This window comes from Paenibacillus oryzisoli (assembly GCF_001653565.1).
Taxonomy (GTDB): Bacteria; Bacillota; Bacilli; order Paenibacillales; family NBRC-103111; genus Paenibacillus_E; species Paenibacillus_E oryzisoli.
In genome coordinates this window covers 105,981-119,655 of the sequence record NZ_LYPB01000063.1, presented here as the reverse complement: position 1 = coordinate 119,655, position 13,675 = coordinate 105,981, and the positions used below count along the sequence as shown (strand labels likewise).

The 13,675-nt window shown below is 43.1% G+C and carries 10 protein-coding genes; 7 read left to right on the top strand and 3 right to left on the bottom strand.

Annotated elements, in window-relative coordinates:
- Nucleotides 1–10 precede the first annotated feature (10 nt).
- Nucleotides 11–2,278 carry a PAS domain S-box protein gene (locus tag A8708_RS13705; RefSeq protein ID WP_068664249.1) on the top strand — a complete coding sequence of 756 codons (2,268 nt, stop codon included), beginning with the start codon at nucleotides 11–13 and terminating at the stop codon, nucleotides 2,276–2,278.
- Nucleotide 2,279: 1 nt separating this feature from the next.
- Here the strand turns inward: A8708_RS13705 and A8708_RS13700 are convergent, their stop codons facing one another.
- Genes A8708_RS13700 through A8708_RS13690 form a run of 3 tightly spaced genes read right to left on the bottom strand, consistent with a single transcriptional unit; the run spans nucleotide 2,280 to nucleotide 6,026 of the window.
- The gene (locus tag A8708_RS13700; RefSeq protein WP_068664247.1) at nucleotides 2,280–3,413 is read right to left on the bottom strand and encodes a Ger(x)C family spore germination protein; all 1,134 of its coding nucleotides are present in this window, start codon (nucleotides 3,411–3,413) and stop codon (nucleotides 2,280–2,282) included.
- Nucleotides 3,413–4,930 (bottom strand): spore germination protein, encoded by a 1,518-nt coding sequence (locus A8708_RS13695; protein WP_068664245.1) that lies wholly within the window; start codon nucleotides 4,928–4,930, stop codon nucleotides 3,413–3,415. Before A8708_RS13695 ends, A8708_RS13700 begins: the two co-directional genes overlap by 1 nt.
- Nucleotides 4,920–6,026, bottom strand: coding sequence for a GerAB/ArcD/ProY family transporter (locus A8708_RS13690; RefSeq protein WP_068664243.1), 1,107 nt, complete (start codon nucleotides 6,024–6,026; stop codon nucleotides 4,920–4,922). Before A8708_RS13690 ends, A8708_RS13695 begins: the two co-directional genes overlap by 11 nt.
- 324 nt (nucleotides 6,027–6,350) lie before the next feature.
- On the opposite strand from A8708_RS13690, the gene A8708_RS13685 reads away from it, so the two are divergent.
- The 6 genes from A8708_RS13685 to A8708_RS13660 all read left to right on the top strand — a co-directional run bounded on the left by A8708_RS13685 (nucleotide 6,351) and on the right by A8708_RS13660 (nucleotide 13,663).
- Entirely contained in the window at nucleotides 6,351–7,454 is a 1,104-nt protein-coding gene (locus tag A8708_RS13685) for an amidohydrolase family protein (RefSeq protein WP_068664241.1), read from the top strand.
- Between the two features lie 12 nt (nucleotides 7,455–7,466).
- On the top strand, nucleotides 7,467–8,390 hold the full coding sequence (locus A8708_RS13680) for an ABC transporter permease (RefSeq protein WP_068664239.1): 924 nt from the start codon (nucleotides 7,467–7,469) through the stop codon (nucleotides 8,388–8,390).
- The gene (locus A8708_RS13675; RefSeq protein ID WP_068664237.1) at nucleotides 8,391–9,266 is read left to right on the top strand and encodes a carbohydrate ABC transporter permease; all 876 of its coding nucleotides are present in this window, start codon (nucleotides 8,391–8,393) and stop codon (nucleotides 9,264–9,266) included.
- Nucleotides 9,267–9,286: 20 nt separating this feature from the next.
- Entirely contained in the window at nucleotides 9,287–9,685 is a 399-nt protein-coding gene (locus tag A8708_RS13670; RefSeq protein WP_068664235.1) for a Rieske (2Fe-2S) protein, read from the top strand.
- 73 nt (nucleotides 9,686–9,758) lie between these two features.
- A complete protein-coding gene (locus A8708_RS13665) occupies nucleotides 9,759–11,258 on the top strand; it encodes a type 2 periplasmic-binding domain-containing protein (RefSeq protein WP_068664232.1) in 1,500 nt (499 codons plus the stop codon).
- A 98-nt stretch (nucleotides 11,259–11,356) separates the two neighbouring features.
- Nucleotides 11,357–13,663 (top strand): AraC family transcriptional regulator, encoded by a 2,307-nt coding sequence (locus A8708_RS13660; RefSeq protein ID WP_068664231.1) that lies wholly within the window; start codon nucleotides 11,357–11,359, stop codon nucleotides 13,661–13,663.
- Nucleotides 13,664–13,675 lie beyond the last annotated feature (12 nt).

Genomic DNA, 13,675 nt, shown 5'->3' with positions numbered 1-13,675 from the left:
GGAGGAAATCATGTCCATTAAAGTGAAGCTAACGTTCTGGATTTCTGTATTGGTCGCTTTCATTCTTCTTCTCAATATGTCTATTTATTACATCAGCACGAAAGAGGGTTTGAAGAAAGCAGCCGAACAGCAGATGATTACAATGGCTGAACAGATTAGTGCAACGGTTGAAGTGTCACAGCAGGCACGTCAGTATATCGAGGATGCAATTGGCGAGAGGCTGCGTTCTGTTGCTATTTTTGCTGAACACGAATTAGATCCCGACATTGAAAACGTAACGAACGAGCAACTCATCCAGCTTAGCGCCAAACTTGGCGTAGATCATATTACACTTTGGAAACGATTGGACAATGATATTGTGGCTTTGCGTTCAAGCGATCCGCAAGAAATTAATCTTAGTTCAAAAACATGGGACTACTGGTACACGGCTTTTAACCAGCTTTTTGATTTTCATCAAGTATCCATCCCACAAGGTCAAAAGTTAAATAATTACTGGTCTGGCCCAATTAATTATGCGACATCCTCCCCTAATATCGTTAATAAGTGGGGGAATTACTATGATGGAACAACGAACTATATGATTAATCCTTATGTAAATGCCCAAAATATTCTCGATTTCCAGAAAACGACAGGAACAGATGCTGTCATTACTAACATGCTATTGAAAAACAGCAATATCCTCGAAGTAACCGGGATTGATCCGCAGTTTTTTGGGAAAATGCCGATTATAAAAATAAAAAAAGGGCAGCCTGTGTTTAATTTGGATGTAAGGGATATTATTTTTGGAACCTATAAGTATACGGACGAAACGAATGATGTCACTCTTATACAAGATGCGCTTACAACTAAAAAGACTGTAACGACCGAGATTCGGATCATGAATCAGCCCGTTATTCAAAGTCTTATCCCCATTCTGAACACGGCTAAGCCATTTGTCATTCGTATTATTTTTAATGCAAAAGCGCTCCAAGACATCTTGCGATATCAGCTTATTAAACTCGTCATCATCTCACTGAGTCTCCTAATATTGACTATGGTTACCGGTTATCTATTGTCTGGATTACTGATTCGACCCATTCGTCAAATTCTATCCGTAGTTAACCAAGTCGCAAAAGGAAAGTTCGAAGGCATAATAAAGTACAATGGGAAAGACGAGCTCGGTCACCTCGCATTCCAAGTAAATTTGATGACTAGCAACTTATCAGATTACACAAAACAGCTTCATGAGGTAGCCGATGAGCTTCGCCATACCAAAGGTTATCTGGAGTCTTTTGTCAATCATACTTCTGATGCGATTCATGTAACCGATTTAGAAGGTAATGTTACACAATTGAATCAGGCTTTCGAGCGTATCTTTGGTTGGGCGCCTGAGGAACTATATGGTAAAAAAATGGAAAATATTCCGCCGGAATGTCTGGCTGATTACCAAGAAATAATCGCGCGCATACTTCGAAACGAGGCGGTAGCGGATTATGAAACAATACGCTATACGAAAGATGGCCGTATTATTGATGTTAGTATCACGATTTCAACCATATGGGACGAAAATGGGCAAATTGTGGCGATTGCTTCAATCACTAGAAATATTACAGCTCGCAAAGAAGCCGAGGATGTACTTAGGAGATCGGAGAAGCTAAATGTCATTGGACAACTGGCTGCAGGTGTCGCACATGAAATTCGAAATCCACTGACTACCATCAAAGGCTTTGTTCAACTGCAAAAATCAAACGTTGTCATTAAGGAAAGCCAGCTGGACCTTATTCTCTCCGAATTAGACCGGATTAATTTTATTGTCAGTGAATTTCTGGTGCTAGCCAAGCCACAGGCAGTGCAATTTCAGCGAGCAGATATTCGTGAGATTTTACTTCATGTTGGCAAACTGCTTGAGTCACAAGCAAGCTTGGACAATGTGGAAATTGAGATGCACCTTGATTCCGTCAATGATCCATACATCCTATGTGATCGTAATCAGTTGAAGCAGGTGTTTATTAATGTGATGAAAAATGCGATGGAAGCCATGCCAGGTGGCGGTACAATTAAAATTGAGCTAGACAGCTCGAGTCCGAGTTTTGTCCTAATTCACATCCTTGATCAAGGATTTGGTTTATCGGAAGAGGAGTTGTGCCAAGTGGGGGAGCCCTTCTATACAAACAAAGAAAACGGGAACGGTTTAGGCTTGATGGTCACACGCAGAATTATCAATAATCATAAAGGAACCTTCGCGATTAAAAGTAAACTTGGCGAAGGAACTTGTATTGAGATAGAGCTGCCCAAATGACTTAATATTTGGCCCTTCCCGAGTGGTTTAATTTTACTTCTACATGAATGTTTAGGGAGTTCGATGTTAGTCTTAAGCCACCCTGATCGCGCCACTTTTTCCATTCTTCGTTTTTTTTTCGGTATAGAGTGTGTTCTAAATGCATCAAATCCAATTCGGTTTTAAGCCCTTCTTCGTAGGTACTATTGATTTGTTTCTTAACTTCTTCCGCGACTTTAAGCTCCAGATCTGCTTCAGGTATCGGCTGTAATAGTTCGCTGACATATCCTGAGAGCTTGACGTCCATGTTAAAAATAACTTGATCCTCTCCGGACTGTGGGGTAATTGTAATTTGTGGCTTTTCCAAGGATACAGATGCTTGAGGCTTTCCTCCAGCACGGATCAGCAGCGGACTTCGTTGGGTTTTGGGCTCTACCCACCTAAGTCCTAGAACACTTCTCCAATCGTACCATTTTTGAAAATGTTCATCTTGGAATACAAAGACACCGTCTATATTCAGCAAAGGTTTTTGCTGATTCTCGCTCTTCCAATTTTCTTCCGTGATCGATAATGTAGGTAGAAATGTAGCATTGCTAGGTTCATTCGTCTCTGAAATAAACTCTCTCAAGGTTAAAGGAGCGATGAGAGATTGTTGTTTGTATACTTCGTGAGGCTGATTCAATATGGACATTATGGGAGAGAGATTAAAAAAAGGACTGATCTCAAACAAATCATCGATGGGTTGTTTCGTTCCAAACAGCCATGGTGTGTGGCGGAATTCATAATAACGGCTCAGGAACTCCCAAACATCGTTCATACCAGTTTTCATGAGTTTTTCACCTAATACAATCGTGTTAAGCTGACCGTATAATGTACGCATTTGTGAGGATTTATAAAGATCATTAAATGCCCCAATTAGAGTCTCCCCTGTACCTATCCCCACCCAGACAGGTATTGGTTTTGCCGGTTTGCTCGACTCCGTTTTTGCAACGGAGGAGAAGTCAATCATTTGCACATATGCGCGGTACTGGTTATTGTCAAGGTCGAACCCCATGGCGGTGATATAGTTCATATCTTGTATATCTTTAATATCCCAACACCCTGACAGCAACAGCATCAGCAGCCATAGGATAGTGATTTTTCCTATGCGAGGCATTAGGTTTCCTCCTGTTGTCGGGTAGAGTCCTTGGTTTGTAGAATTTCGGCTCTTTGGTTTTTCATGTACCAGGGCTTACGGAGCAAAGCCATGACCAAATCTTTCCAGTGAATAGGGGATAATGGCGCAAGATACGGTACACCAAATGACTTGAGCGAAGCGAGATACACGATAATGGCGATGACTGCCAGATTAAATCCATAAATTCCGAGCGTAGACCCGCACAGCAGGACAAAGAGTCGGATGATACTGACCGTGCCGACCAGGGACTGATTGACCAAAGTGAAACTGGAGACGGCGGTAATCGCGGCAATTACGAGAAAGGTAGTGGACGCAAGGCCGGCTCGAATCGCCGCATCTCCGACGACAATACCTCCGACAACGGCAACCGTCTGCCCAACCGCTTTGGGCAGACGCTCACCAGCCTCCCTGAACAATTCAAACAAAGCTATCATTAAGAATCCTTCCAGCGGAGCAGGCATAGGAAGTCCGATACGTGAAAGAGAGATTGTGGCCACGAAAGGATAAGGAAGTTGCTCCAGGTTGAATGATGCAAGCGCAGCCCAAAAACCGGGAAGCAGCAAGGAGATCACAAGACCAGCGAAGCGAAACAGTTGTCCGAACGAGCTCATATAGAATGGAATATAGGAGTCTTCCGGCGTTTTCAGCAGCAGCGTTAAGTTCGCGGGCCCAATGATGGCGGTAGGTGCACCCTCGACGATTACGCTGAACCTGCCGCGAACCAGACTGTCCACTACGAAATCTGGACGAGTGCTGTAATGCAGCAATGGAAATAGTGAGCGAGAAGAATCTGAAAGAATTTCTTCCAGCTGGCTGCTGCTAAACAGCAAATCTATCTCAATATGCTGCAAGCGTGATCTGACCTCATCCACGATTCTGGTTTGTGTAATATCCTCAATATAGAGAAGAGCAACCTTACTACGGCTTCGTTTGCCAATAGTAAACTGTTCATAGCATAAAGAGTTGCTGCGAAGCCGTTTGCGAACTAATGCTACATTGGTGCTCAATTCTTCTACAAATGCGTCTTTCGGTCCTTTAATGGATATCTCAGTGTTCGATTCTTCGGGTTGACGATGAGGAGGGGCGGCTGTATCAACGGTGTATATCACATTCAATTGTTCAAAGTATAGAACAAGTTCGCCAGAAAAAACACGATCAATGATATCCTCTTTCTGATGAATGCGGTTTAGCTTTAATTTTTTATCCAGCTCCATACTGAAATTATTGTCAACTAATTGTGTTAATCGAGGAAGCAAATACTCGTTGATTGGTTTTGTGTCCGTCAACCCATCGCAGTAAAATAGCAATACGTTTTGCAAATGCTCTGTGTTACCTAACTGGTATTCATCCATTTTAATGTCCGCCGATTTTCGAAACAGCTGACGAATCTCATCCGGCGTCCATTCCTTATCTTGTGAAGATGAGGTGAAGGATTCGGAAGGAACCCGAACATCCTCGTTTTTCGTAATAAGTCTCCGAAACCAATTAGATTTCATTGTTTTTCACCTTCTTTTTAGAAAAAAGTACCAATAGGAATAAGGTAACCAAAACAATAGTGGCCCCCCATAAGGATCCAGGTAAATAGTAGCCCTTCAGGAATGAGGTATACTGCATATCACTGATGGGTAGTTCTACTAAAACTACGATCACGATGCTAAGGAGCAATAACCATAGGGCCGAATACTTTTTATACGTAGTAATTGTCATCATTTCAATGAGTAAAAACATCGAAATGGCTATACGGGCAAAAGCTCCTGAAAGCCATTGATAAATAGATAGGAAGTCTATATGACGGATGTACTTCCCTATCGTAACAAGCCGCCATTCTTCATAGGCAGGGTATCGTAATTCCGCAGCCTCAAAGGGTCCAAATTCAGCGATTGCTCCTGTTACGGGTCCCAGAATCAATAGGACTAAAAAGCAAGCCAGCACATATAACGACCAGAGACGTACTTTCGATTTGATCTGATGCTGGAAAAGTAGAATGATGATAAGTTCGACAAGCCCCCCGCCAATATACAAACTCCCATGGATCACGGGTCCTATTCCATTTTCAATAACAGGTGTTAATAAGGAGTACTTTTTTTGGGGAAGATTTGCACTCATGACAAAGTCTCCGAAAATGACTACAAAAGGTAACAAGATGCCTGAGGCAATCGCAATGGTCTGTATACCGTATTTTGCAGCAAAACAGGAAACTAGCACTAAGGAAATGGAAAGTGCCCATTGAGGAGTGCGTGGCAAAAAGGAATAATGTGCCCACATCGTGGTTTCCTTTAATGTCATGATAATAATGAAGAAGAGGTAAACGATGAATAATATGCGATAGGCTCCGCAAATCACTCTTCCATAATGGTGTGTCAACCATGGGAAAAGTGGTTGTTGGTTTGTTTTTCGCATGATGTAGTATAGAAGAGTTGTCCACGCTAAGTATGGAGGTATTGAAGCTAATACACTTACCCATGCATCTCGTTTGGCTTCATGGAGCAGAGGAGGGATGACCATAACATGATTCATTAATCCTATGGCCAATATGATAATCGAAAACGCGCCACTGATACCGATGAGCTCACTACCTAATTTGTTCTGCATTGATATCCCCCTAAACATCCAAACCCCTCAAGTAAATTGTTTCCATCTATCTATGGATTTAAACAAAAACAGACATAAAGAGTGTCCATTCGACTTAACTTTGCTTGACTAGGTTCTCAATAAAGAATAGGAATGGTATCGCAATCACCCCAAACTTCGGTCACGTAATGATTCTAGGAATGCAAATAAAGATTATATCCGGCTGAAAGACCTTATTCCTCCTGCGTTTGCAGACTATCATGATTTGATTATAGGCGGTAAGTTTCCCACGAGCTAAGATAAATAGCAAGCAGGACATCACAACGACGAGGAAAGGTGAAACAGATGAATCACAACGATACTCAACATGTACCTACACAGTCGATGCTCATTGATACCGATGTGCACAATGGGATTAGAGACCCTCATGATTTGCTTCCTTACTTAGATAAACCGTGGCATCAACAATGGATCGGCTCTGGGACAGGTGTAGGTACGCCTTATTACTCACCAGTAGGCGTGCTGAGAAAAGATGCCATTCCTGAAGAGGGCGTGAGCTCTGGCAGTGACCCGATCTTCCTGGTGAAGGATCACATTGAACGTTATGGCTTTGATTATGTGATTTTAACAGGGCAAAATGCCTTGGAAATATCGCTCAATCCCGATATCGATTATGGTAATGCAGTGATATCCGCCTATAACGATTATTTAATTGATCATTGGTTATCTATAGATGATCGCTATAAAGGCGCTATGGTGATTAACCATTCGGATCCCTTGTACGCTGCAAAGGAAATTATGCGAATCGGCGGGCATCCAGATATAGTCGAAGTTATCATGTGCAGCGGCAGTACACGCTTATATGGAAATCGGTTTTTTCATCCTATTTATGAAGCTGCAGAGAGGATGGGCTTGCCTGTCTCCATCCATCCAGGGACAGAGGGACGCGGTATAACTGGAGCGCCGACACCTTCCGGTTATCCATCACGCTATATGGAATGGCATAATATTCTCCCGACCAATTATATGGCGCACATCAATAGCATGGTGTGTGAGGGGGTTTTCGAGAAATTTCCTGGTGTAAAAGTGGTTGCAATTGAAGGCGGTATCGCTTGGCTGCCTCATCTGATGTGGCGAATGGATAAGAACTATAAAGCGCTGCGGGATACGACGCCATGGCTCTCAAAGCTCCCCTCGGAGTACCTTAGGGAACATGTCTATTTAACGACACAGCCGATTGAGGAACCGGAGGTGCCGGCGCATCTCGTGCAACTCATTCAGATGTGCAAGATGGAGGATCGCATTCTATACTCAAGCGATTATCCGCATTGGGATTTTGATCATCCCAAGATGGTACTCTCTGCTTTTCCAAAGGAGCTTCGCAAGAAAGTTCAAGGTGGAAATGCGGCAGCCTTATATGGTTTGCATAAGAAGGAGATTTTGAAGTGAGGGGGATTACCGGTGAAGGCAACCAGAATCAGATTAACATTGCTCAAAGATATACGACGTGATCACTGGCTGTACATCATGGCCTTGCCAGGTATTCTCTATTTTATCTTGTTTAAATATTGGCCAATGGGCGGCGTCATAATCGCCTTTCAGAACTTCCAGCCATTCACCGGTTTCTTCGGTAGCGAGTGGGTAGGACTGAAGCATTTTCATCGCTTATTCACAGATCCTGATTTCTCCATGCTGCTGCGCAATACGTTAATGCTTTCATTCTATCAATTGGTCTTTGCATTTCCAGCGCCAATTATTCTGTCCTTAATGCTGAATGAATTGCGCCGTGAGTGGTTTAAGCGCTGGGTTCAAACGCTCGTCTATATTCCGCACTTTATGTCTTGGGTTGTTGTTGTCGCGATGTTTTTTGTTATTTTTGAATCCGAACAAAGTGTGTTCCAATCCTTGCTTGCAACGCTAGGTCTCCAAAAATTTTCGATCATGATGAATCCGGATTTCTTCCGTCCCATGTACATTTTACAAGTCATCTGGCGGGATAGCGGATGGGGAACTGTTATTTATCTAGCTGCCTTGGCGGCAATAAGCCCTGAGTTATATGAGGCTGCCAAAATAGATGGCGCAGGGCGTTTCCGTCAAATTTGGCACATCACCTTGCCAGGCATTCGCAGTACCATTGTAATTCTGCTGCTGCTGAAAATAAGTGATATTTTGGAAACAAGTTTCGATCATGTCTTCAATATTGTCAACTCATTGACTCGAGATGTGGGCGAGGTATTCGATACCTATGTGTATCGCGTGGGCTTAGTTGACGGGCAGCTCAGTTATGCGACTTCAGTTGGCCTATTTAAAGGTGTTGTAGGCTTGATCCTTGTCGTGTCGGCTAACTGGCTTGTGAAGAAATCAGGCGAGGAGGGTCTCTACTAAATGACGGATAAACGTTGGGGGAACTATTTATTTGACGGGATTAATGCTTTCTTGCTGATCTTGTTTGCGCTAATTACGGTCGTGCCATTTATCCATGTTATTTCCAGTTCATTCGCATCAGTTGCCGAGTATAATTCTCGAAGTTTCCTACTATTTCCGAAAGATTTCTCATTGAAAGCCTATAAGTATATTTTCTCAACCAATGCGCTGCCCAAAAGTTTAGGCATTACCGTATTGATCACGGTTGCTGGTACGCTGATAAGTTTATTGTTTACAACCTTATTCGCGTATCCGTTATCGAGGAACCGTTTCCATTTCCGTAGGATCATCATGTTCCTCGTTGTAATTACAATGATATTCAACGGAGGCATGATCCCCGATTATCTCGTCGTGAAGGAGCTTGGCCTGTTGAATTCGTATTGGTCGCTCATCCTGCCACGAGCAATTATCGCCTTCTATCTCATTATTATGATTAATTTCTTCAAGAACATTCCTGAGGAGCTTGAGGAATCCGCGAAAATTGATGGATGCGGAGACGTACGGATGCTCTTCCGCATTGTTATTCCGCTTTCCATGCCGGCGATTGCTACGCTGACGTTGTTCTACGCGGTACTTCAATGGAACACCTACATGCAGGCTATTCTGTACATTAACGATACAGTGAAATGGCCCATTCAGGTGCTGCTCAGACAGATTGTCATGGTTTCCCAGGCAGGCTTTGTTGAGCAGGGTTCAGTAGCCGGGGAGTCCGCTATACCCCCAGAAACAGTGAAAATGGCGGTTATCACGGTGGCTACTACGCCGATCTTGGTCGTCTATCCATTTTTACAAAAATACTTTGCAAAAGGCGCCTTAGTTGGCTCTGTGAAGGGATAGTAAACAGGAGGAATGCATCCATGGAAAAGGTTTGGGTAGCTGCAAAGGATGAAATTGTGGAAGGTACCTGCAAAATCGTAAAGGTCAAAAATGCCGAATACGGCATTTATAAGGTGAAAGGCGAATATTACGCATGGCGGAATGCCTGCCCGCACTTTGGTGCTCCTGTTTGTAAAGGAGTCATAACCGGGACGCGTCTGCCATCCCTTGTCTACGAGTACAAGCTCGGACGTGAGAATGAGATTGTCAGATGCCCATGGCATGGCTGGGAATTCGATCTGACTACGGGGGAGCATCTAGTAGATCCTCAGACCAAACTACGTCAAGGCAAGTTAGTCGACATGACGAATGCTGATCAAGAAAGTTTAGAGAAAGCAGAGCTCGAATTGCGGGAAGATGGCATTTATATGTGGGTGTAATGGTTTCAATGCGGCTATACTTAGATATACAGCCGCCTAATATAACCTGTTCAACAACTAAGGAGGAGTAATTGTGAAAAACAACAAAGTGGTTAAGACATGGGGGCTGTCGCTCACGATGGTTCTAGCTGTTTCCGCAATACTATCGGGCTGTTCATCATCAGACAACACATCGGGGACATCGAGCCCAAGTGCAGGTTCAGGTTCAAGTTCAAGTTCAAGCCCTGCCACACCGGCAGGACCTGCTAAAGTGTCGATGCTGAACGTGTATTTTTCGAATACGGCTCCGAAACCAGATGGGCCTGTTGTCAAAGAGACAGAGCGCATCGCGAATGCGAAGCTAGATATTACATATGTACCGTTCAATGTATACAACGAGAAATTGAACGTCACGATGACCTCGGGTGAGATGCCCCAAGCGATTATGGTTGAAAATCCGTTCATTACATCGGTGCTTAACGGTATACGATCCGGCATGTTCTGGGACTTAACGCCCTACTTGAATGAGTTTCCTAATTTGAAGAAATACGATCCAGCAATCTTAAATAATCTTGCTATTGATGGGAAATATTATGTGATTCCCCGTCCACGCCCACTTGTACGTGTAGGTACGGTTATTCGCAAGGATTGGCTGGATAATGTAGGTCTTACAGAACCGAAGACGATGGATGAATTCTACAATATGTTGAAAGCCTTTAAAGAGAAGGACCCAGATAAAAATGGTGTCAATGATACGTACGGCCTCATGCTTTATGAAAATGGTATCCCAGCTGATATTTTCGCATGGTTTGGCACACCGAACAATTGGACGGTGGACAAGAGTGGGAATTTTACCAAAGATATAGAAACCAAAGAGTATCGTGAAGCATTAACTTTCGTGCGCAAATTGTATAACGAAGATTTAATCAACAAAAACTTTGCTATCGTTGTGCGGAATGAAGGTAGAAAAGATTTATACAACAATAAAGTTGGTGTCACTATCGAATCCATTGATGCTGTCGTACCATTCTATTATCTCCAAATGGCAGATACGAAAAATAAGTATACAATGACCGTAAGTCCGCCTATCAACGGTAAATCCTATGCGACTGCTGGCCATTTCGGCGGTGCCTTAATTCCGAAAACGAGCGTGAAGACAGAAAAAGAACTTCGTGAGGTTCTTCGTTACTTTAATACAGAGAATAGTGATGAGGCGAAAGCTGAATTTGTTCGTATTTCCCAAGAGAATGACAAAAAACCAGCGGCAGAGCAATTTAATGCGGACGACCTCAAAAACTTGATTACGACAGATGCGCTTGTATACCCAACAGGTACGTCAGATACGGATGTCATGATAAAAAAGGGAATGATTGAGCTTGCTGGCGCAAGTGTTCAGGATCCATCCATGGGCTTGATCTCCCCAACTCAAACAGAGAAGGAGTCGCAGTTGAAAACCCTCTTGACTGATGCGCGAACGCAATACATTATGGGCAAAATCGATGATGCGGGCTTCGACGCAGCCGTTCAACAATGGAAAAAAATTGGCGGCGATCAGGTAGCCAAAGAACTATCTGAGCTTTACAAGAAAAAGTAAGGTTGGCTTAAAGGGGCGTATCTAAGGATGCAGCCCCTTTCTTACTTCCATGATATGATGTATAGGGCAAGGAATAAGGATAGAGTGAGGGGCGCACGATGAGAAGATTTCAGACATCCAGATTTTTCACAAATTTAGTATTGCTTAGCTGTATCGTCGGGATACTGCCTGTCGTGCTTCTAGGCTATCTCTCCTTTAACAAATCATCAGCCATTCTGGAGGAAGAGATTATTGCCAGCAATCGGCTCATTTTGAAGCAGAACAAGGAGAAGGTCGAATCTTTACTTAAAACCATCGATACTTTAGCGACGCAAACCATTAGCGGAACGGCCATGATGAATGCAACCTCGATGCAAACGGTATTGGATATGCCTTTTGACTACGAATACCATGAGTTCTTTGAGAAGCTGCTCTACGAGCTCATACATATTCAAGTGTTCGAATTGGGTATTCAAGATATCCATTTGATGAGCTATCGTCAGGATTGGATTGTTGAGAGCGGCGCTGTCTATCCGATGAAGGGTCGCCTTGTGATTGAGAAGCATGATAAACTGCTATTCAATTTGGAAGAATTGCTGAAATCATATCGGGATGACTCCCGCCGTTCTTATTGGAAGCTGACAGAGGATGAGAAGTCTGGTTATGTATTTAAGCTAATTAAGCATATTCCGTTGAATGCGATCAACCCGGATGGCATCATTACAATCAATGTTCCTATGCAGGAGCTGAGTAAGCGTCTTACCGGTGATGCCAGTAAAGGTCGTACACTGATTATCGATGATCTTGGGTTAGTTGTCGGCAGCTTGAACAATCAGGATATCGGAGTAAATATGCAGGCCGAGAACTATTATCAGCAAATTCTCACAAGCGGTGAACAGGAAGGTTTTTTCTTCTATAAACAGGATGGTCAGGACTTTGTTATTCATTATAATCATGCGCTATACAACAATTGGATTTATGCATCCATTACCCCATTGGAGTATGTGATGAGCAAATCTAATGGAATCAAGCTCTATACGATTTTTTTTGTAGCGATTTTGATCACACTTGTAATCACCACATCTTTCTTTTTTTCGCATAAGCTATACTCACCGATTCGTCTGATATATCGCTCCATTCAGCCAGACCATAAGCAGAGGCAGAACAATGAACTGACCTATATTAGCGAGCATTTAAATCATTTGACGCAATCAAGCACGAAGATGAAGGAAGAAATGGTATTTCTTCATAACCAGACGCGTGAATTTTTTGTATTCAAGCTGCTTTCAGGGGATATTCGGCTAGAGTCCATGGAGGAGCAGCTCGTACGGCATGACTTTCCGGCAAATTGGGATCACTGGTGTGTGCTGGCGCTTCAAATTGATACGCTGGAAGGGACGCGCTTTACCGACAAGGATATGGAGTTAATGCTGTACGCGATTCATAATATGATCGAAGAGATCGTCCCACAGTCCATGCGGCTCAGCTCAATTGTTCAGAACCAGGGATTCGTACTGTTCTTAGGTGGTGGTCTAGAAGATGATACGCCATTAAAAATACAGGTGTTTAATAAATCGGAAGAAATACGTAATAGCATTAAGCAATATTTGAATCTGAAAATTAGTATAGGGATTAGCAGAAGGTATGCGAGTTTTATGTATGCACCGCTCGCTCATCAAGAAAGTCTGGATGCATTGGCTTATCGCGTTAGACTGGGATCGGAGTCGATTCTATTCATTGACGAGGTGGAGCCTAATAAAGCGCAGATGTTCCGTTATCCGAAAGAGCTAGAATTCCAGATTATGGAGGCCATCAAGCAGTCGAATGCAGAGCAGGCGCAGGAAAGATTGCAGGCTATTATTGCAGATTTTCTGAAAAACCAGATGAATCACTACGATTATCAGCATTTTATTGGACGTTTATTTAACAACTTAACCGGGCTTGTTCAGGATGCAGGTGAATCGGTACAAGCTGTTTTCCAAAAAGAGATTTTCTCCTCGGAAATTTTGGTTCGTATGCATACAGCCAAACAGATCGAGGAATGGTTTTGGAAACAGATTATTGGGCCGCTTCTTGCTTGGACGAAGGAGCGTCAGCGCAAGCAGGATGTGAATATTTCGATGCTGATGATTTCGGAGGTCGAACAATATTACGACCAAAATTTAAGCGTTGAGATGTTCGCTGCCAGATTTCATTACCATCCCAGTTATATTAGCCGTGTGTTTAAAAAGGATACCGGTGTTAATTTCACAGAATATGTTTCTAATTATCGAATAGAAGTTGCCAAGCGCTGGCTGCAAGAGACGGATATGAAGATCGCAGATATCGCAGAAAAGCTGCAGTATAGCACTGCTTCGAATTTTAATCGAAATTTCAAAAAAATAGTGCAAATTACACCGAGCCAATATCGTGATCAGTTCAAATAGGAGAGGGGACCA